Genomic DNA, 20,559 nt, shown 5'->3' with positions numbered 1-20,559 from the left:
GATTCCGCTGATAATACCTAGGATTAAGTCTATTTGTGTTTTATTTGTTAAATTTAAATTGGCATCTATGATTGTTTATATGATACATATTTAACATATTGATATGGTTTATTGTCGTTTTCTGGAGATGGAATATGCAACATTTAACAAGTTACATCATGGGGAAGTGGGCAACTGGCGCTGGGGAAGGGCGTAAGATTTTTCATGCGTTAACCAATGAAGCCCTCTATGCAGTGACAACTGAGGAATTACCTTTAGCGCAAAGCCTACAATATGGGCGTGACGTGGGGGGGAAGGCGCTTGCGAATCTGACATTCCAACAGCGTGGAGAGATGCTGAAAGCCGTTGCCAGATACTTACTTGCTCATAAAGATGAGTTATATGCTATCTCTGCTCAGACAGGCGCAACAAAATCAGACAGTTGGGTGGATATTGAAGGGGGGATTGGCACGCTATTTTCCTATGCAGGGCTGGCGAGCCGCGAACTGCCAGATGATACGGTGTGGTCGGAAGATGAGATGATTCCGCTGTCCAAGCAAGGGCAGTTTGTCGCACGCCATATTTTAACGTCGCGCCGTGGCGTGGCTTTGCACATCAATGCGTTCAACTTTCCGTGCTGGGGTATGTTAGAAAAATTGGCGCCAACGTGGTTAGCGGGGATGCCTGCCATCATCAAACCTGCCACAGCTTCTGCACAAGTGACTCAAGCAATGGTGGCATTGATACTTGAGAGTGGATTGGTTCCTGAAGGGGCGATTCAATTAATTTGTGGCGGCGTTGGGGATATGTTTAACCACTTAGATTTCGAAGATGTGGTGACTTTTACGGGGTCGGCGAGTACTGGGCAGAAACTCAAATCTCACCCACGAATCAACCAAAAGTCTGTGTCTTTTACCATGGAAGCGGATTCACTAAACTGTGCCATTTTAGGTTCAGACGTTCAGCCTGAACAACCTGAATTTGCACTGTTTATCAAAGAAGTGGTTAATGAAATGACGACAAAGGCAGGGCAAAAATGTACTGCAATTCGCCGAATTATCGTCCCTAAAACTCAGTTGGAAAATGTGAAAAATGCCCTCCTAAAACGCATCTCGAATGTCGCGGTGGGTGACCCTGCTGCCGAAGGGGTTCGAATGGGGGCATTGATTAACCTTGAACAGCGCCAAGATGTACAGGACAAAGTCAATTATCTGCTCGCCAATGGCTGTGAACGACTGTGCGGTGGTAGCTTTGCTAATATGCAGGTGGTGGGGGGCGATAGCGAGAAAGGGGCGTTTTTCCCACCGACATTGCTGTATTGTGCTGAGCCATTTGTGCATCAAGCAGTACACGAAACCGAGGCGTTTGGTCCCGTGGCGACATTAATGAGCTATGACGGGTTAGAGCAAGCGGTGCAATTGGCAGCGCTCGGTGGTGGGAGCTTAGTGGGCTCATTGATTACGGCAGATAGCCAAGTGGCACAGACGGTGATCCGTGCAGCAGCGCGTGTACATGGTCGTATGCTGATTTTGAATGAGGCGGCATCAACGGAGTCTACGGGGCATGGCTCGCCTTTGCCTATGTTGGTTCACGGTGGACCTGGTCGGGCTGGGGGAGGTGAAGAGCTGGGCGGTTTACGAGCAGTAAAACATTATATGCAACGCACTGCGATTCAAGGCAGCCCATCTATGTTGACCGCGATTAGCAAGCAGTGGATGCGCGGCGCTGAAGCTATTGCCGATGTGGTGCATCCGTTCCGTAAATATTTCGAAGAGTTAGTGATTGGCGATACGCTACTGACCGCGAGACGCACGGTGACTGAGGCGGATATTGTGAATTTTGCCTGTCTCAGTGGGGATAATTTCTATGTGCATGTGGATAAACTCGGCGCTGAGCAGTCGATGTTTGGCGAGCGCATTGCTCACGGCTATTTTGTGGTATCAGCGGCGGCGGGGCTGTTTGTGGATGCAGGAGTAGGTCCTGTTATCGCTAACTACGGGATGGAAAACTTGCGTTTTATCGAGCCAGTAAAAATTGGCGATACCATCCAAGTGCGCTTAACATGCAAGAAAAAGATCAAAAAAGCCCAGAAAAAAGCCGAAGATAAGCCTAATGGGGTTATCGAGTGGGATGTCCAAGTGTTTAATCAGCATAATGATATCGTGGCGCTATACAGTATTTTAACGCTGGTGGAGCGCCGCCACGGGGATTTTTGATGCTGTGGGAGAGGGCTGAGTCATAAGAGAGGGCAAAAATGCCCTCTCAGTTTTCACTGGCTGGAAGCAACAGAAATTCATTGCTATAGTTGTATGACTGAGTAATACCATTCGATGGTAGGTGAATTTATGGCGAGAGTGACAAGTGTGACATTGGGGGAGCACTTCAACCGTTTTATTGGTGATATGATCCAGTCTGGTCGCTATGGCAATACATCAGAAGTGATAAGGGACGCATTACGTATGATGGAAGAGAGAGAGCAACGGCTTGAATATGTAAGAAAAATGGTATTGGATGGACTGAATTCACCTGAGAGTGAAAGCAGTATGGATGACATTTTTGCCAGAGCAGAAAAGGATTTAAATGTATAAACTTTCCCAAGTTGCGGAAGAGGATATTTATCAAATTGCTCGTTACACAATACGGCAGTTTGGTGTTAATCAGGCGAAAAAATACCACAATGAATTAAAAAAAACGTTTGAGTTACTGGCAAACTCACCATGGATAGGCAAAGAGTGCCATTGGGTATGTGAAGGGATGAGGCGATTTGAGTTTAAAAAACATTCCATTTATTACATGCCCCAAACCCCATTTATTTTTATTGCCCGCGTTATTCATCAATCTGTGGATGTCGATGGATTCGATTTTGCTGAGTAAATTTTAACGGGATAAGAGAGGGCAAAAATGCCCTCTCTATTGAAACTATTTTTGAATAAATTGCGCTTGGTTCAGCTGGCTGAGTGCGGTATTCACACTAAAAATTTGCCCGCTGACTTCAGGTACACCAAAGGATTTGAGTCGTGCGCTGTGCATTTCGAGATACGCTTGTGCATCGGCTTGGTTAGCAAATAAGTAAATGCCCCCCGCCCGTTGGGTCTGTTGGTTTTCAGTCCAAATCTTCCAAATGAACCCCAGTTCTTGGTTAATGGATTGCGCTAATCCTTCCATTGCCGCCGCCATCTCGTCACCCCATGGACCTTGGTATGGGAAATCAACCTGTAAAATCACCTGCATTATTATTGCCTCCTATTGTTGTTGTCTGGTTATCATAACCAGTAATTTTTATTTAGGATTGATCAAATTGGGGGTTGGGGGAATGAACTTTGTTTCATTACGTTAATCGAGGCATTTATCCCATTTTCCTAATGTTGTTCCTTATTATTTGAGTTATGCTCCGTTACATAACCTAAATTTTAAGGATGTCTTATGAGTCAGGATGAACAAAGCGAAAATATTCAGCATTGTTTCGCTGAATTTGATGACAACAAATGTGCTGTTTGGAAAGACTTACAGCTAAAACACTAATCTGAAAATGCCAAAGCGCATTGTTATCTCCCTTCAACTAAAGTGGTTCCGGTTATTTTTTTACCTGGCATTATGGGATCTAACTTACGAAGTAAAAAAGATAAAAAATCAATCTGGCGTATTCGAAAAAGTACAGGTGGTATGGCTTGGGATGCGCTCGGTTGGCTTTTTACCTCTGGAAATAAAAGGAAAAAATTACTCGATCCTGAAACAACTGAAACTGACCCTACTCAGGATGTTGATAAAAATGACAACGAGTCTACTTACTTTGCCAATTCAAGACAGAAAAGAGGATGGGGAAGTGTATTGCAGTTTTCGTATGCAGACCCACTCGACAAGTTACAGAAAGAATTACTGGTTTGGGAACAGTATTACAATAAAGCGAAAGGTCAGGGATGCGCGACGGCAGATGAAGCCGAGGCCTATTTTTCTCAAGAATCAACGTTCAAGTTCATTTTAGATCGACCCCTCACGCCAGTGGATACCAACCCCCTTTCATTTCGTGAAGCGGGAAAATACCGTAATTTGCTGCTTCCACTTCATGCTTTTGGTTATAACTGGCTACAAGACAACGCTCAGTCTGCACAAGAGCTCGGCAAATACATTGATGAGGTCTTAAATTTATACCGCCCTAAACAGAATGGAGGAATTGGGCATGGACTCGCCTTTGAAGAAGGGCATGAAAAAGTCATTCTAGTGACCCATTCGATGGGGGGCTTGGTATCTCGTTACGCTTCCGAATTATTAGAAACGCCCTACAAAGATAAAATACTGGGGATTGTGCATGGTGTGATGCCGGACTTAGGTTCGCCAACTGCCTACAAAATGATGAAAATTGGGGAGCACTCCATGCCGATGGGGTTAGTGCTGGGAATGAGTGCAACGCGTCTCATGTCGGTATTAGCGCAATCTCCAGCACCTCTGCAACTCTTACCTTCTCCGAAATATAATCATGGTCAGCCGTGGCTGCGAATTGAAAAAGGTAGTTCTGATGGCGTGACTGATTTATTGCTACCTAAAAAGGGTGACCCGTTTAACGAAATTTACCTCAAGGAAAAAGCATGGTGGCAGATGTATGAGCCTGATATTTTAGACAAGGAACAGAGTGTTATTGATGGTAATTTTAAAAAATATGAAAAGATTATGATTGATGATGTTGAACCATTTATCACAAAAATGGACGGAGCCTATCATAAAAATACTTACCAATTTTATGGAGCGTATTTTGATGAAAATGACTCGAAAGATTCTCGCCGTTCCGATGAGACCGTGACGTGGAAATTACGGGATAAAACCTCGTGGTTATGGGAGTCTGACGATAGCCGAGCGACAGACGACTATGGAGAAAAGCGCAAGTATACTTTACTCAAGTCCAGTGATAAGTGGAAGAATACGCCCTCAATGGATTATGAAGGGGGATGCGGTGACGGTACAGTGCCTAAATATTCTATCAATTTAGATAGAAAAGACCTGTTTAAAGAAATTTTAGAAATGAATGTTGACCATCAGAACGCTTATCAGTTTGCGCCTCTAAAAGGGGATGCGGAGTTTGATTCGTATGAAAAAACAGGGGATGTCTCACCCGCCATTAAATTTACCTTGCGTTCCCTGTGTCGTATCTTGCAAACGGATGAGGTGAAACCCTAATGAAAAAAGGATTGGTGAGTATTTCCGGTTTGGTCTTATTGGCGAGTTTAGCGGCTTGCTCTGTACCTAATAAAACGTATTCAACTTCACTTAATGAAAAGGATTCTACTGTGATTAATACTCTATTTGATGATGCACCGACCTATTGTTTAGGGCGTTATACCTTTAATTATCCTAAATCTTTAACACAAAATCTTTCTTCCATTATTAAAATTGATGATATGACGATTGAAAGTCAGTTTATTTATCCCCCTTCGTTTAAACAACGTGTTGATCTGCGTGAAGAAGAGTTGAAAAAACATCGCGTAAGTGATGATTCTGATGGACCGTTTTTGAAAGATATTATTAGATTGGATAATGGCGTTATTTTTGAAAGGAATGAGGCGTACCAATATCCAGATGTACTTCGTGTTTTAGAGGCTAACGTATACATTGATAATGTTGCTTTTATTATAACTTCAAAATTTGAAGATGTTTCCAAATCAAAATATGTAGATGAACAATTAGAATATAAGGAAGAAAATAAACCATTTACCGATAAGCCTCAAAAACTAGCAGCCATGCAATCATTAATCTCTCGTTTACATGGTCGTCCAAAGAATGAAATTCCGACGGATAAAGGGATCTGTATTCCTTATGGTTTTATTCAGGATGATGGAAAATCGCATCAAGAAGAAATTTCCATGGTGTTTGAAAATCCGCAATTCTATTGGGCTGTCGATATGGATAATACGATAGAAAGTGAAAAAGAAAGTATGTTGGATAGGGCGGATGAAATTAAATCTGTTCTCTCTCAATATGGGGGTAAAACATTACGAAAAGGAAACGTACAGTTTAATAACGTGGCGGGTGAAGAGTGGTTAACTTTAGGTCGAGACCCTCGTTATGATAATCAATCCGATAAATTTTATTATTTTCAATATTATGCGAATGAAAAAAACATCGGTTATTTACACCCTTCTGTGAGTATATTGATGCATTCGACCAGTAAGGTTGTTCATTATGCGGATGATCAAATGGTTGAAATTTGGGATCGGGTTTTACAGTCATTTAAACTTCGTTCGAACGCGTATTAAGGTTTTTAATTAACCACATTAAGATGTAGGAGTGAATGGCATTTTAGTAAATGATGAACTCATTTTTTTATGCTCTTTCGCTTCCCTGCCTCAAATGCTTCCAACGTCATCAATCGTGCCTGTTTATGGTCAACAATCGGGGTTGGATAATTCAGAGAGACTTGGTGAGATTCTGCCCATGTATGGGGTTCGTGAATAAATTTCTCGGGGACATCGCGAAGTTCGGGCAGCCACTCGCGGATAAACGTCCCTTGTGGGTCGAATTTTTTCCCTTGGGTGGTTGGATTAAAAATACGGAACCACGGCGAGGCATCAACACCCGTTGAAGCTGACCACTGCCAGCCGCCATTGTTCGCCGCCAAAGTGCCATCGATTAACTGGCTCATAAAGTAGTGTTCGCCTTTGCGCCAGTCGACCAGCAAATCTTTGACTAAAAAACTCGCTACAATCATCCGTAGTCGATTATGCATCCAGCCCGTTTGGTTGAGTTGGCGCATGGCGGCATCCACAATGGGGTAGCCCGTTTGCCCGTTTTTCCATGCGGTTAAGGCTGTTTCATCGGGATTCCATTGAATATGCTGCGTCCATTCAATAAACGGTTGATGGCGACAAAGACGCGGAAATGCGACCAATAGATGGCTGTAAAATTCTCGCCAAATTAATTCATTCAGCCAGCTAAAACCACCACTTTCTTGTGAGTCAAAAACCTGCGGGTTCTCTGCTAATAAGCGATTCACACATTGGCGAGGCGAAAGCACCCCAAGCGCTAAATAGGGGGATAATTGGCTAGTACCATCAATGGCGGGAATATCTCGGTCGCGTTGGTAATCTTGTACGCGCTCGCTGCAAAATTGTCGTAATTTCGCTAATGCAGCGTGTTCTCCAGCGGTAAATTGCGGTGAAATTTCAACAGATTGGTGAACAAAAAGTGGATGTGTATTTTCAACGGCTAATGCCGCTCCCCGTGGTTTAGGGGCGGGAAATGAGCAGAAATCACTCATCATCAATTGGCTCAAAAAGGCGCGGCGAAATGGGGTATAGACTTGATACATATCCCCTTTTTGCGTCGTCACTGAACCCGGCGGAAGTAATAGGGCATCATCATAGGTGAAAATATTCAGATGCTGCGCTTGCTGGCGTAACTGTTCATCCCGCAAACGCTCATTTAACTCGTATTGGTGATTGAAATATAATCCTGTGGCATTTTGCTGTTGGGCAAAATTCAGCAACCATTTCACGGAATCCGCAAAGGTCGCTGTGGTATGGCAAATCAGGGGAATACCTCGTTTTGCTAAAGTGTGTTGTAGCTCGACAAGGTTTTGATGCAAAAAGGCAATTTGCCTTGGTGATACATTATGAGCTGCCCACTGTTCTGGCGTCGCAATATAGACGCCGATCACAGTGGCAGTAGGATCCTCACAAGCGAAGGTAAGCGCTTTATTGTCGGTAACTCGTAGATCGTTGCGAAACCAAACTAAGTGACAAACCGACATCGCTTTCCTCGCTGTTTTTTAAGGATTAATCTAATTTTGGGTGCTGGTTGATTAACGATTGACGCTGTTTTTCCAGCTCGGCAATTTGTTGTTCGATATCTTCAACTTTCTGTTCGATATTGTCAAAATGCTCGCTTAAAATTTCTTTGGCTTCCGCTCTGTCTGAAGCGGCAGGTGTGGCACCACGTAATGGTTTATTCGCGGTTTCTGGCATTCTAATACCGGTATATAGACCAATTAATGCGATCACTATCAGATAATAGGCTGGCATATACAAGTCATTAGTCGCTTCAACTAGCCATGCGGCGGCAGTCGGTGTTGCACCTGCGATTAAGACCGAAATATTAAAGGCGATGGCCAATGCACTATAACGAATATGAGTAGGGAAAATTGCCGGTAAAATCGAAGCCATCACCCCAGTAAAACAGTTGAGTAATACAGCAAGCACTAATAAACCCACAAAGATTAAGCCAACGGAGCCGCTGTTAATCAGCATAAATGCGGGATAAGCGAATACAATCAGCCCTACGCTACCGATGATAACAAAAGGTCGACGACCGATTTTATCGCTGGTTAATCCAATGATTGGCTGAACAAATAACATACCAATCATAATCGCAATAATAATCAACACGCCGTGATCGGTTGAGTAATTCAGGTTATGGGACAAGTAGCTTGGCATATAGGTGAGCAGCATATAGTACGTCACGTTGGTGGCGATCACTAAACCGACACAAATCATCAAACTTTTCCAATACTTAGACGCTACCTCACGGAAAGAAACTTTCGGTGGATTTTGGATATTGGCCTTGTCTTGCTGTTCTAAACTTTCAATGTGCTGTTGGAACGCAGGGGTTTCTTCCAATGAATGACGTAAATAGAGACCGATAATACCCAGCGGTAACGCTAAGAAGAATGGGATTCTCCAACCCCAATCGTGGAAGTTAGCTTCACCAACAAGGCTTGAAATTAACACCACGACACCCGCACCCATCACAAAACCAGCAATGGAACCGAAGTCTAACCAGCTGCCCATAAAGCCACGTTTGCGGTCAGGGGAGTATTCAGCAACAAAGATGGCTGCACCCGAATATTCGCCCCCAACAGAGAAACCTTGAGCCAGTTTAGCGAGCAGTAATAAGATAGGCGCCCAGATACCAATTTTCTCGTATGAGGGGATCAGACCGATACAGAAGGTACTGATTGCCATAATAATAATGGTCATGGACAATACTTTTTGTCGACCGTATTTATCCCCGAGAATACCGAAAACAACGCCACCAAGGGGTCTAACTAAGAAAGGTACGGAAAAGGTGGCTAATGCCGCAATCATCTGAACGCTCGGTGATGCGTCCGGGAAGAAGACTTGACCCAGTACATAGGCTAAGAAGCCGTACACACCGAAGTCGAACCATTCCATCGCATTACCCAGCGAAGCCGCTGTGATTGCTTTTTTCAATTTCCCGTCATCAATGATCGTAATATCGTTGATATTTAATGGTTTTTCTTTTTTCTTTCTGATCTTCATGGAACCATCCTCTTATTTGAATTGTAAGATGTGGGTTTCCCGATCCGATTTGCTCGGACAGTCTGCAAATAATAAAAATTAGCATGGATAATTAAATGCAGTATCTAAACTAATTGAATGGAAATTTATTGATTAATAAGCTTGTTGAGTAAGCTATATCAAATTTTTATAACGAAGTGTATTGATAGGGAAATATTGAGTTATTGTGTTTTTAAAATAAAGCAAAAATATCACCTTTAGATAGTCAAATATCATTCAATAATACAATAATATCGACAAAATGTAAAATTCGGTGGTTTGTGTTGATTGTTTTTTATTAATCGGTGGGTTATACCATGGGGTAAACTAATACAGATAAGGGAAATGCAATGAATGAGGCAATAAAAATTTCATCTATTCATATCTACCATCCTGAAAATATTAGGAACAACCAATATTATTTTGATAAGTATCCAAATGTAAAAAATTTACCGGAATTATTGAATGACTTTGGGCAGAGGCAGCGATATATCACGAGCCAGCCTGATGAAAATGTGCTGACGATGTCAATTAATGCATTAGCCCCTATGAGTGATAAAGATATCGATATTTTGATATTTGCCTCAACGACGATGGAATATTTGTCACCACTTAATGCCCTCTATTTACATCATCATTTAGCCTTAAAAAATGAGTGTGTATGTATTGATATTAACGGTAATTGCCTCGGAATGCTAATGGCGTTAGAGCAGGCGGCAATCATGCTAAAGATGAAAAAAACAGCTAAAAAAGCCCTTATTGTTGCCTCGGACCATCTTTCAAATCTGTGTAATCAAAATGAGCTATTTCCATCGATTCTCTTTGGAGATGCAGCAGTTGCGATGACATTAGAAAAAGTACAAAACGGGACAAACTCTGGTTTGATGGATAGCTTTTATTATACGGATTCGAATTTTTGCCGGGAGACCCGCTTTCCTAAGAATGGTTTTTCACAAAGCCAAAATATGCAAGATGAGAAAATTTACTGGGGTAAATTTACAACAAAAGAGTGTTTACCTCATGTTATTCATCATATTGACAAATTATTAAAAAATAATGGATTAACTATTGATGATATAAGTTGTTTTTTCTTTTCTCAGGTAATGAAAAGCAATATTGAAAAATTGGCAGAAACATTAAATATTCCTAATGAAAAAATAGAGTATATTGCGGATGAATATGGTTATACGGGGGCAACCAGTCCATTCATTGCTTATTATTGCCACCAGAAAAAGAATTTACTCCGTGATGAAGATATTGTCTTATTTTGGACGTTAGGTGCAGGTTATCAATTCGGAATCGTTCTTTGGAAAATATAAAGAGATATATGATTTTCGATGTGCGCAAAATAAACGGGATTTTGGTGGGATGTTCATAACTGAAACTAACCCTCTTTTTACGACCTTAAATTTGTCCTGTTATCTCATTCTTCTTTCGATATTCGCGGAGGAATATCTTGTTCTGTTTTTGAATGCATCGCATCGGTAGGAATGGTGAATTGATTTAGTTAGAATCGAAAGAATATTACGGGAAGTATTTTAAGAGCAGCATCGCTTGTTAAATATGTCGTGGTTAACAAGAATAAACTGAATTTAATCCGACTTAAAAAGAGTGCCATTATGAAAAAACAGAGTATTGCATCATATATTGCGAAAGTACTGGATAACGCAGGTGTTAAGCGCATCTGGGGAGTGACGGGGGACTCATTAAACGGTTTAACGGATAGCTTGCGTAAACAAGGGGCAATTGAGTGGTTAGGGACCCGTCATGAAGAAGTGGCGGCATTCGCAGCGGGTGCAGAAGCGCAGCTAACGGGTAACTTAGCGGTATGCGCAGGTTCTTGTGGACCAGGAAATATGCATTTAATCAATGGATTGTATGATTGTCATCGTAACCGTGTACCAGTTTTAGCGATTGCGGCTCATATTCCTTCTAGTGAAATTGGCAGTAATTATTTCCAAGAAACTCACCCAACTGAGCTGTTCCGTGAATGCAGCCATTATTGTGAAATGGTGACTAACCCTGAACAAATTCAACAAGTTCTGGGTATTGCAATGCGTAAAGCGATCCTGAATAAAGGCGTTTCCGTTGTTGTTATTCCGGGGGATATCGCCCTGAAAGATGCACCAGAATCGGCAAAAGAAGAGTGGTATCAGCCACAAGCTCCTTTGATCATGCCTCAGCGCTCTGAAATTGAGAAACTCGCAGAAGCACTGAATCAATCTGAAAATATTACCTTATTCTGCGGTAATGGCTGTGCGGGCGCTCATGATGAAGTCGTGAAACTGGCTGAAACATTAAATGCACCTGTGGTGCACGCCTTACGTGGAAAAGAGCACATTGAGTGGGACAACCCAAACAGCGTGGGAATGACTGGTTTAATTGGATTCTCATCGGGTTATCACGCGATGATGAATGCAGATACGGTTGTGCTACTGGGTACCCAATTTCCATACCGTCCATTTTACCCAACTGATGCAAAAATCATTCAAATTGACCTGAATGCGGGAAGTTTGGGCTCCCATTGCCATATTGATATGGGGTTAATCGGAGACATTAAAGCAACATTAACCGCATTACAGCCACATTTGACGGCAAAACAGAATCGTAAGCATTTAGATGGCGCGTTGAAACATTATGCGGAAGCACGTAAAGGGTTAGATGATTTAGCAAAACCTGGTCATGAAGGGCTAATCCACCCGCAATACTTAGCAACGAAGCTAAGTGAGCTGGCAAACGATGATGCTATCTTTACGTGTGATGTAGGAACGCCAACCGTGTGGGCTGCTCGTTACCTGAAGATGAACGGTAAACGTCGCTTGATTGGTTCGTTTAACCACGGTTCGATGGCAAACGCGATGCCACAAGCAATAGGTGCGCAAGCGGTTGATAAAAATCGCCAAGTTGTTGCGATGTGTGGTGATGGTGGTTTCAGTATGCTGATGGGGGATTTTATTTCACTATCACAAATGAAATTGCCAGTGAAAATTATTATTCATAACAACGGAGTCTTGGGCTTTGTTGCGATGGAGATGAAAGTGGCTGGCTTTATGACGGCAGGCACCGATTTACAGAATCCAAACTTTGCCGCGATTGCTAATGCAGCAGGTATTAAAGGTATTCGTGTTGAGAAAAGTGAAGATTTGGATAGCGCATTAAAAGAGGCTTTCGCCCATGACGGTCCGGTAGTCGTGGATGTATTGACCGCGAAGCAAGAACTGTCTATGCCGCCAGAAATTGAAGCGCAAGAAGCTAAAGGCTTTAGTCTGTATATGCTGAAGGCGATCATGAGTGGGCGTGGTGATGAAGTTGTGCAATTAGTGAAAACTAACTGGTTACGTTAATCATTGTTGTGAGCTAATTGAATCGCTTTATCTCAGAACCCCAATCCGGAGTGCCGGATTGGGGTTTTTGTTTAATAACCCGCAGCAGATTGGCTACGCCAAAGATGTGCGGCAACGAGTGCTCGCCATGGGGTAAATTGAGTTAACCATTCTTGGGTCTCTTTTGCTGAAGGTTGTGTATCTTGAGTTAACAATGTTTGTAAATTGCGGCGCACGGCAACATCACCATGCAGTGAGCCATCAAGATAATTAAATCCGCGAAGTAGCCCATAGCTCACAGTCCAAGGTCCAATACCTTTAATTGCCAGTAACTGTGCCGTCACGTCATTGACGTTATCCGGTGTGACGGCACTCTCTAAATCTAGTTTTCCTGCTTGAATGGCGTCACACAGACCACGTAATGCGATGATTTTGTCAAGAGAAAATCCAGATTGTCGTAACATTTCATCGTCAACATTCATGACGGATTCAGCGGTAGGAAAGCACCAAATACCCGATGAATGTTGTTGACCCACAGCTTGAATAAAACGTCGGCGAATCGCAATCGCAGCAAGGACGCTGATTTGTTGACCGATAATCGCCCAGACTAAGGCTTCAAACGTAGTCGCTGATTGATACACGCGTACGCCCCGTTGTGGCGCTATCAGCTTGCCAAGTATTGGATGGGTAAGGTATTGCTCTTCAAACTGTTCAATGGGTTGATTCAATCCCAGTAGGTGAATGGCTAAATGATGCAGTTCGTTTGGGGTGGGAGGCGTTTCTGCGCTATCGACATCAAGCTGTAATGTGGCTTGCTTATCGTCAATAGACAGGCGAATTTGCGCCGCGTGTCCCTGCCAAATAATTCCTTTGCGTAAGGTGTTTTTTTCAACAATCTCGGCAATATTTTGCGGATCCCGTAAATGAAAGGCAAAAAAATCATCAATACGGTAATAAAGTGGCAGTGAAATAGTCACGGGTTGCGCTGGAACCATAGTCGTCTTCTTCTGATTTATGCCCATTTTTGGTTAAATTTTGACAAAAAACGTCAGTCGCTACATTTTTAACCGTTATAGTATGTTAGCTTAGCAAAATAGCGATTCAGATAATCATGAGCTAATTTAGCCTGCCCATAAAAATTCAGCAAATTATTGCTCAGGCAGATTAACTGCAAAAATTAAATCAAGGATGTGAAGATGCAAGCAGATGATCATAATGAGGTATCGACGCCAAAGCCTAAATCTGAACCTGAACTAAAAGGGATAGGTGGGTGGCTGATCCTCCCGTTTATTGGGGTGATTTTTTCGGCACTGTTTATGCCCTTTATCCTCTGGAATCATAATCTAGATGTGATTGAATACTGGAGTGAATTAACGTTACCTGAGTCTGCTAACTTTGTGCCGTTATTTAAAGAATTGATGTACTTTGAAGTCGTTGGTAATGCCATTATTTATGGCACAGTGCTGTATCTTTGTTATCTCTTTTTTACGAAGAAAAAATTGATTATTAAGGTGTATGCCTTTTTCCAAATTTTTTCATTGGCAGTGATTATTGCTGATTTAGTGCTCGCCAATCAATTTTTAGATCTCGAAATGGACAGTTCTGATATACGGGAAGTCCTAAGAGGCGTATTTGGTTGTTTAGTCTGGGTACCTTACTTCTTTGTTTCTGTGCGCGTTCGCAATACGTTTGTTAATTAGTGAGTGAACTGCAAATAAATGGAGCATGCTGATGATTTACTGTAAACGAGTTTATGATCCTTGTAGCCCCCAAGACGGTTATCGCATCTTAGTGGATAGGCTGTGGCCCCGCGGCATTAAAAAAGTTGATTTACAGTGTGATGAATGGGATAAAACCGTCGCGCCTTCCAATGAATTGCGCAAATGGTTTCATCAACATACTGATCAGTTTGCGCAGTTTGTAACGCAATATCAGCAAGAGCTTCGGCAAAATGATGAATGGCATAATCTGCTAGAGAAAGCGCAACAAGGCAATATCACACTGTTATATAGCGCCAAAGATACGCAACATAATCAGGCCATGGTACTGAAAGAATTTCTTGAAGAAAAACTCAAAGAACTTAAAGAATAAAAAGGTTGTCACTATGGATGTGAATGCATCATCGACCCAGCCAGTATTGGTGCCTCAAGTGCCAGCACAGGCGCAAAATGAACATAAAAAAGACCTCCAAGGGATAGGGGGTTGGCTGATTTTACCTCTGCTTGGTCAGTTGTATATGCTGGGTAATCTGATCAAGATAATGGTGAATGATGTTATTCAAGTTCAGGGCGCTTGGTCATTGGCAACCACTCCAACATCCGATTTTTATATGGCTGGGTTTGCTTCAACATTTTATACAGTACAGCTCAGTTTTGTGGTGATTATCGCGCTTATGATGGGTTCATTGTTCGCCGCCTTTAAACGGAAATTGATGGCGAAGTGGTTATTTATCATTACGATGATATTGTATGTGGTCGTTCTAGGCATCACGCGGATTGTTTTTCCGGTTGCGTTCGGTCTTGAAATTGACTTTAGCTACATTACGAGCCTCTTTAATGGTAGTTTCTATTGCTTGATTTGGATCCCCTATTTCTTGGTGTCAGTCCGCGTTAAAAATACCTTCATACGCTAAGCGTTGGGCTGTGGAAAACAGCCCGTACCGTTAATGATCGAGTTGTAGGCAATGGGTAATATTGCACTGCTCCACGAAAGCGTCATCATGGGAAACCAGTAATAATGTCCCTTGATAATCCCGCAATAACGCTTCTAATAGTTGTTTTGAATCTAAATCTAAGTGATTGTCTGGCTCATCCAATAGTAAAACCGCGGGCGGATGAGGGCTATGAGTGAGGGCAAGAATCGTTGTTTTGAGTTGCTCTCCGCCACTTAATTGATTCAATGGCTGCAAAGATTTATCCCCACGAATACGTAACATACCTAACTGTGTGCGCCACTGTTCGATGGAAATTGCGGGTTGATACTGATAAAGCGCTTCAGCAACGGGTAAAAATTTATTCAAAAGATTCAAATGCTGGTCTAAATAGCAGGTGGCACCACTAATGCGATACTCCCCCGATAGAGCCTGCTGTTTAGCGGCTAACACTTTCAATAACGTTGATTTTCCTGAGCCGTTACGCCCTTGGATATGCCAATGCTCGCCGCTGTATGCGGTAAAAGAGAGAGGCGAAGTATGCCCATAAGGGAGCTTTAGTTGAGAAACAAAAATACGTATTTTTCCACTTTCACTTTGGTAATTTAGCACCATTTTCTGAGGCTGAATATGAGTCACTTTATCTTGATTTTGCTGCCGCTGATGTTGCAATTCTCCTAATACCCGCTGATGGCGCTCTGCGACGTTGGATTGTCTTTTCTCTGCGCGATTTTTTTGCATATCGAGTAATAATAGTGATTGTGAGCCACCATAGCGGATATTTTCGCCCTGTTTTCGCCGCTGCGCCGCTTTTTGTAAAGTCGCTTGTTGTTGCTTTTTCTCTTGGCGGATTTGTTTATCCAGTTGTTCACCTTCTGCCTCGATGGCATTGATAGCAAAAGTTTTTTGTGCGTCATAGAGTGTGTAATTTCCACCGTATCCCACTAAACCTTTATCGGTCAGTTCAAACATAGCGTCCATCTCTTCGAGCAACTGACGGTTATGACTGATGACTAAGCAGCCCGCTTTATGTTGGTCAAGTTTATCGCTTAGCCATCGACGTCCTTCTTGGTCTAGATGGTTATCAGGTTCATCCAATAGAAGGAAGTGGTCAGGATGTAAAAAGGCACGGCACAGAGCCAACCGTGTCCTTTCTCCGCCGCTTAGTTGCTCGATAGGGGTATCCATGGATGTCATTAACTGCGCAGATTCTAATAACATTTTCCATGTGGTAGGAAGGTGCCAGTTATCTTCCGTCAGATCAAAATCCATGGCTGTGCCATTTCCCTGTTCAATGCGCGAAAAGGCTTGCCAAAGTGCATCAATTCCGAGCGATTGAGCAATGGTATCGCCTGTTAAGCGGTTGAGTTGATCCACATGGATAATTGGCATATGCCAATCAATTTTTCCATGAGTTGGTGTTAACTGTGAGACAAGTAACCGCATCAACACAGATTTTCCCCGACCATTGGGACCGATTAGCGCATTTTTTTGACGAAACAAGCTACCGGTTAGCGGTGGAAAGAGAGCCGACTGGTGAAATTCAATGGTTAATTGCGAAAAGTGACAAGCGAGTGTTGCGTTGGGCATTGTCATAGAGACCTCCAAATAGAGAGGGCAGACAACGGAATACTAGCTTTCGCAAAGGAAAAAATGAGAACTTGTGTCTGCCAAGAACAGAAAATAATGACCTTCAATAAGGCATCGTAGATATTTTCTGGCAGGACTTAGTTCATCGTCGGAAAGACTCACTTTAGAAAGGGGCAAAATTGCGAATGAATTATAAACAGAATTATGAGACGGAAGCAAGGCGAATAAGTTGCAGGAGAGCAGAAGGTAAAAGCGCCAGTCTGTGGGCACAGATAGGCGCTTTTGGTACAACAACGAGTTTTTTACGATTCTATCTTACTGCGTATCTCTTGCGAGATTATGCGGTCACAGCCACTTTAGTGTGCTCTGCCAGCCATTGTGCAATGCGCTGTTTTTCAGCGTCGTTCAGCCACATGCCCAATTTGGTACGACGCCAAATCGCATCGTCTAATTCTACAACCCACTCATTTTCGACTAAGTAACGTAATTCAGCTTCATAGACGTTTGCACCGAAAGCTTCGCCTAAATCTGACAGTGAGTTTGCGCCTGCTAAAATCAGCTTACTGTTGCTGCCGTATGTTCTTGCGTAACGCAGTGCTAGACCTTCCGGAAGCCAAGGGTAATGTTGAGTTAATACTCGTGCATAACCATCACGGTCGCAACCTTCGATGTCACCACCGGGTAATTGACCATTTTTGGTCCAAGGACCTGTCGCATGTGGATAATATGTCGCTAATTTACCCACAGCGGCTTCAGCCAGTTTACGATAAGTGGTTAATTTACCACCAAATACTGACAGTAATGGGGCTTTACCATCTTCATCGTGAATATCTAAAGTGTAGTCACGAGTGATTGCTTGTGGAGAATCTGATTCGTCATCACACAGAGGGCGAACACCGGAGTAATCCCACACAATATCTTGTTTGGTCAGCTGTTTTTTGAAGTGGTCGTTATACACTTTCAGCAGATAATTGACTTCGTTTTCGTCAATTTTTACATCTTTTGGATCCCCTTTGTACTCAACATCGGTGGTACCGATAATGGAGAACTCATCCATCCAAGGGATCACGAAGACAATTCGGTTATCTTCGTTTTGTAAAATGTACGCTTGCGGTTCATCGTGGGCGCGTGGAACCACAATATGGCTGCCTTTGATCAGACGAATACCATAAGGGGATTTCAGTTTTAAGCCGTCATCGAAGAACTCTTTTACCCAAGGACCCGTTGCGTTGACCAGTCCTTTGGCTTTCCAAGTATGCGTTTCGCCAGTACGTAAGTCTTGCGCTTCAACAATCCATAGACCATTTTCGCGATATGCGCGGGTCACTTTGGTGCGAGTGCGAACTTCACCGTTTTTACGTACCACTTCTTGAGCGTTCAATACCACCAAACGCGCATCATCAACCCAGCAATCTGAGTATTCGAAACCTTTGGTTAATTCTGGTTTAAGCACAGAATTTTGGTTGAACTTTAAACTTTTGCTACTTGGTAGGCTAACGCGTTTGCCTAAATGATCATATAGGAACAGACCAATACGGATCATCCAAGCTGGGCGTAAATGTGGTTGGTGCGGTAGACGGAAGCGCATTGGGAATGCGATGTGTGGCGCCAGTCGTAACAAGACTTCACGCTCAGCAAGCGCTTCACTAACGAGTCTAAACTCATAATGTTCGAGGTAACGTAATCCACCGTGGATCAGTTTCGAACTTGCAGATGAAGTTGCACTCGCTAAGTCTTGAGATTCAAGCAGCAGTACAGATAATCCACGCCCCGCGGCATCTGCCGCAATACCAGCGCCGTTGATTCCGCCGCCAATTACAATCAAGTCTTTCGTTTCCATGCATCCCCCTGAGATGTTCGAACCATTTTCTATAATGTTCGTTTTCGCTCATTTGATTGTAATCAAATTTTGTACGTATGCCAACCTGTAATCCATAAAAATAACAACCGCGTGATGCTAATAACATTTTGTGTATAAATTTAATCTGTTTAATAAGTTGGTAATATGACAAGGTGATGACAAGAGGATGAAAAGAAAGGAAAAAAGAAGAGATGATGGCAGGCTGGCTACCATCATTGGAAGTCACAAATCGTGCTTTAGCAGAGTTCTAATTGAACGTTATGTTGTTCGATAACTTTCAGAATGCTAGCTGGAGGAGATTGAGTGGTAAATAACGTATTGATTAAGTTCATGTTACCTAAATTTACCATCGCATTACGACCAAACTTAGAATGATCGGTGACCAACATAACATGACGGGAGTTTTCAATAATTGCGCGTTTGGTGCGCACTTCATGATAATCAAACTCCAGCAGTGAGCCGTCCATATCAATCCCGCTGATCCCTAGAATACCGTAGTCCAGTCTGAACTGAGAGATAAAATCGAGGGTTGCTTCGCCGACAATACCGCCATCACGGGAGCGCACTTCTCCCCCTGCTAAGATCAAACGAAAGTCCTCTTTTGCCATCAGTAAGGTTGCCACGTTTAGGTTATTCGTGACGACGCGTAGGTTTTTATGGTTAACCAATGCGTGGGCGACGGCTTCAGGGGTGGTACCGATATCAATAAACAAGGTGGCGCCGTCAGGAATTTGGCTTGCCACGCGCTGGGCAATACGCGCTTTTTCTTCAGACCACATCGTTTTGCGGTCATTATAGGCGGTATTGACGGAACTTGAAGGCAAGGCTGCGCCACCATGGTGTCGTAGGATCTTATTCTGTTCAGCAAGCTCATTGAGGTCTCGGCGGATAGTTTGAGGGCTAACCTCAAACTGCTCGACAAGTTCTTCAGTACTGACATATCCCTGAAGACGCACAAGCTCAACAATTGCATCATGTCTCTGGGTTTGTTTCACAGCATTAGCCTCTAATTATAAAATGTTCTATTTGGAACCTTGGTGTTTAAAACTAAGCCTATTATCCCATATTCCCATCAATAATCCGATAATTAACCCTGAAGTATGTGCGGCATTAGCAATGTCCATACCTAAGAGGTCAAAGTAACCGAAGAATAGCCAGATAATCGAGAATATCATGAGCCCACGAGGGATGCCGATACCGATTTCTGGGCGGCGTTCGCCAGTCACCCAAACATAGCTAACCAGCGCATAAACGACACCCGATAAACCACCAAAGTTATTCTCACTGAAGAGGGATTGACCCCAGTTACTGAATAATGCGGAGACTAATAAAATAGTGAACAGTTTTCCTGTTCCCATTTTTTTCTCAACTTGCCCAGCAAGAAACCACCAGAGCGCAAGGTTGAAACCAATATGCGAAATAGAAAAATGAACAAAAGCGGGGCTGATCCAGCGCCATAGTTCACTTTGCTGATCGCCAATAGGCCAACCTAAATAGTATAGAACTTCACGGGGATCTGTCAGGGTGACCCACAAATAAACGGCTATGGAGAGCAAAATAACGGCAATGGTTAAAGGACCCGATTGCTGTTTTAAATAGCCAAATGTCAGGTAGTTTCGATACTGAAATTGAGCATCAGTACGCCCCGTTTGCCAGCTTGCTTCAAGATAACGAGGATCATTTGGATTGCGTAAAAAGGCTTCGAGTTCTTGGCGTACCTGTTCAGTATGCTGCTCGTCGTTGAGCCATAATTCATAATGTTGTTGGTCGTTGGAAGGATGGACTTGTAGTTGGATATTTTGTCCTGCCATATAGTCAACAAACGCTTGAGCCATCCGTGGATTTTCAAAAGAGATAATGTGGATCATAAAT

Annotated in this window: 18 protein-coding genes; 10 read left to right on the top strand and 8 right to left on the bottom strand. The window is 42.9% G+C overall.

The genetic code is table 11. The annotated features are described in order from the left end of the window. Positions 1–134 precede the first annotated feature (134 nt). The 3 genes from paaZ (at position 135) to PR766_RS10995 (ending at position 2,853) form a co-directional block, all read left to right on the top strand. Positions 135–2,195 (top strand): phenylacetic acid degradation bifunctional protein PaaZ, encoded by a 2,061-nt coding sequence (gene paaZ / locus PR766_RS11005; RefSeq protein WP_036959602.1) that lies wholly within the window; start codon positions 135–137, stop codon positions 2,193–2,195. A 129-nt stretch (positions 2,196–2,324) separates the two neighbouring features. After that, positions 2,325–2,567: a type II toxin-antitoxin system ParD family antitoxin gene (locus PR766_RS11000; protein WP_006663118.1), complete on the top strand. Its 243-nt coding sequence runs from the start codon at positions 2,325–2,327 to the stop codon at positions 2,565–2,567. Then, positions 2,560–2,853 (top strand): type II toxin-antitoxin system RelE/ParE family toxin, encoded by a 294-nt coding sequence (locus PR766_RS10995; RefSeq protein WP_006659681.1) that lies wholly within the window; start codon positions 2,560–2,562, stop codon positions 2,851–2,853. Before PR766_RS11000 ends, PR766_RS10995 begins: the two co-directional genes overlap by 8 nt. A gap of 45 nt (positions 2,854–2,898) precedes the next feature. Here PR766_RS10995 and PR766_RS10990 read toward each other — a convergent pair whose 3' ends face one another. Beyond that, positions 2,899–3,210 (bottom strand): monooxygenase, encoded by a 312-nt coding sequence (locus PR766_RS10990; protein WP_154635977.1) that lies wholly within the window; start codon positions 3,208–3,210, stop codon positions 2,899–2,901. A 363-nt stretch (positions 3,211–3,573) separates the two neighbouring features. Here PR766_RS10990 and PR766_RS10985 point away from each other — a divergent pair, with 363 nt between their 5' ends. After that, the gene (locus tag PR766_RS10985; RefSeq protein ID WP_230086754.1) at positions 3,574–5,148 is read left to right on the top strand and encodes a lipase family alpha/beta hydrolase; all 1,575 of its coding nucleotides are present in this window, start codon (positions 3,574–3,576) and stop codon (positions 5,146–5,148) included. Further along, positions 5,148–6,224 carry a T6SS immunity protein Tli4 family protein gene (locus PR766_RS10980; protein WP_154635978.1) on the top strand — a complete coding sequence of 359 codons (1,077 nt, stop codon included), beginning with the start codon at positions 5,148–5,150 and terminating at the stop codon, positions 6,222–6,224. The genes PR766_RS10985 and PR766_RS10980 overlap by 1 nt, the downstream gene beginning before the upstream one ends. Before the next feature lie 59 nt (positions 6,225–6,283). On the opposite strand, the gene phrB is transcribed toward PR766_RS10980, so the two are convergent. Further along, positions 6,284–7,717 (bottom strand): deoxyribodipyrimidine photo-lyase, encoded by a 1,434-nt coding sequence (phrB, locus tag PR766_RS10975; protein ID WP_154630958.1) that lies wholly within the window; start codon positions 7,715–7,717, stop codon positions 6,284–6,286. Positions 7,718–7,742: 25 nt separating this feature from the next. After that, positions 7,743–9,245 carry a glycine betaine/L-proline transporter ProP gene (gene proP, locus PR766_RS10970; protein ID WP_006659676.1) on the bottom strand — a complete coding sequence of 501 codons (1,503 nt, stop codon included), beginning with the start codon at positions 9,243–9,245 and terminating at the stop codon, positions 7,743–7,745. A 368-nt stretch (positions 9,246–9,613) separates the two neighbouring features. Between proP and PR766_RS10965 the strand changes: the two genes are divergently transcribed. Together PR766_RS10965 and poxB are read left to right on the top strand one after the other, a co-directional pair. Next, complete coding sequence (locus PR766_RS10965) at positions 9,614–10,582, top strand: 3-oxoacyl-ACP synthase III family protein (RefSeq protein ID WP_154635979.1); 969 nt, start codon at positions 9,614–9,616, stop codon at positions 10,580–10,582. Positions 10,583–10,882: 300 nt separating this feature from the next. Next, positions 10,883–12,607, top strand: coding sequence for a ubiquinone-dependent pyruvate dehydrogenase (gene poxB, locus PR766_RS10960; protein WP_036959612.1), 1,725 nt, complete (start codon positions 10,883–10,885; stop codon positions 12,605–12,607). Positions 12,608–12,678: 71 nt separating this feature from the next. Here poxB and PR766_RS10955 read toward each other — a convergent pair whose 3' ends face one another. Then, positions 12,679–13,581 (bottom strand): DNA-3-methyladenine glycosylase family protein, encoded by a 903-nt coding sequence (locus tag PR766_RS10955; protein WP_154635980.1) that lies wholly within the window; start codon positions 13,579–13,581, stop codon positions 12,679–12,681. Positions 13,582–13,782: 201 nt separating this feature from the next. Here PR766_RS10955 and PR766_RS10950 point away from each other — a divergent pair, with 201 nt between their 5' ends. Genes PR766_RS10950 through PR766_RS10940 form a run of 3 tightly spaced genes read left to right on the top strand, consistent with a single transcriptional unit; the run spans position 13,783 to position 15,218 of the window. Further along, on the top strand, positions 13,783–14,286 hold the full coding sequence (locus PR766_RS10950) for a DUF2569 domain-containing protein (RefSeq protein WP_006659672.1): 504 nt from the start codon (positions 13,783–13,785) through the stop codon (positions 14,284–14,286). A 31-nt stretch (positions 14,287–14,317) separates the two neighbouring features. Beyond that, on the top strand, positions 14,318–14,677 hold the full coding sequence (locus PR766_RS10945) for a DUF488 domain-containing protein (protein ID WP_006663110.1): 360 nt from the start codon (positions 14,318–14,320) through the stop codon (positions 14,675–14,677). A gap of 13 nt (positions 14,678–14,690) precedes the next feature. Continuing rightward, positions 14,691–15,218 (top strand): DUF2569 family protein, encoded by a 528-nt coding sequence (locus PR766_RS10940; RefSeq protein WP_006663109.1) that lies wholly within the window; start codon positions 14,691–14,693, stop codon positions 15,216–15,218. Positions 15,219–15,248: 30 nt separating this feature from the next. Here PR766_RS10940 and PR766_RS10935 read toward each other — a convergent pair whose 3' ends face one another. The 4 genes from PR766_RS10935 to glpG all read right to left on the bottom strand — a co-directional run bounded on the left by PR766_RS10935 (position 15,249) and on the right by glpG (position 20,555). Then, positions 15,249–16,832 carry an ATP-binding cassette domain-containing protein gene (locus PR766_RS10935; protein WP_154635981.1) on the bottom strand — a complete coding sequence of 528 codons (1,584 nt, stop codon included), beginning with the start codon at positions 16,830–16,832 and terminating at the stop codon, positions 15,249–15,251. A 331-nt stretch (positions 16,833–17,163) separates the two neighbouring features. Next, positions 17,164–18,666 carry a glycerol-3-phosphate dehydrogenase gene (glpD, locus tag PR766_RS10930; protein ID WP_036959615.1) on the bottom strand — a complete coding sequence of 501 codons (1,503 nt, stop codon included), beginning with the start codon at positions 18,664–18,666 and terminating at the stop codon, positions 17,164–17,166. Between the two features lie 257 nt (positions 18,667–18,923). Next, on the bottom strand, positions 18,924–19,682 hold the full coding sequence (locus tag PR766_RS10925) for a DeoR/GlpR family transcriptional regulator (protein ID WP_006659667.1): 759 nt from the start codon (positions 19,680–19,682) through the stop codon (positions 18,924–18,926). A gap of 27 nt (positions 19,683–19,709) precedes the next feature. Continuing rightward, positions 19,710–20,555 (bottom strand): rhomboid family intramembrane serine protease GlpG, encoded by an 846-nt coding sequence (gene glpG / locus PR766_RS10920; RefSeq protein ID WP_006659666.1) that lies wholly within the window; start codon positions 20,553–20,555, stop codon positions 19,710–19,712. Positions 20,556–20,559 lie beyond the last annotated feature (4 nt).

The sequence above is a fragment of the Providencia sp. PROV208 genome, assembly GCF_028479465.1.
GTDB lineage: Bacteria > Pseudomonadota > Gammaproteobacteria > Enterobacterales > Enterobacteriaceae > Providencia > Providencia alcalifaciens.
Note: the sequence above shows the minus strand (reverse complement) of the source record. Positions and strands in the feature narration are given on the sequence as shown.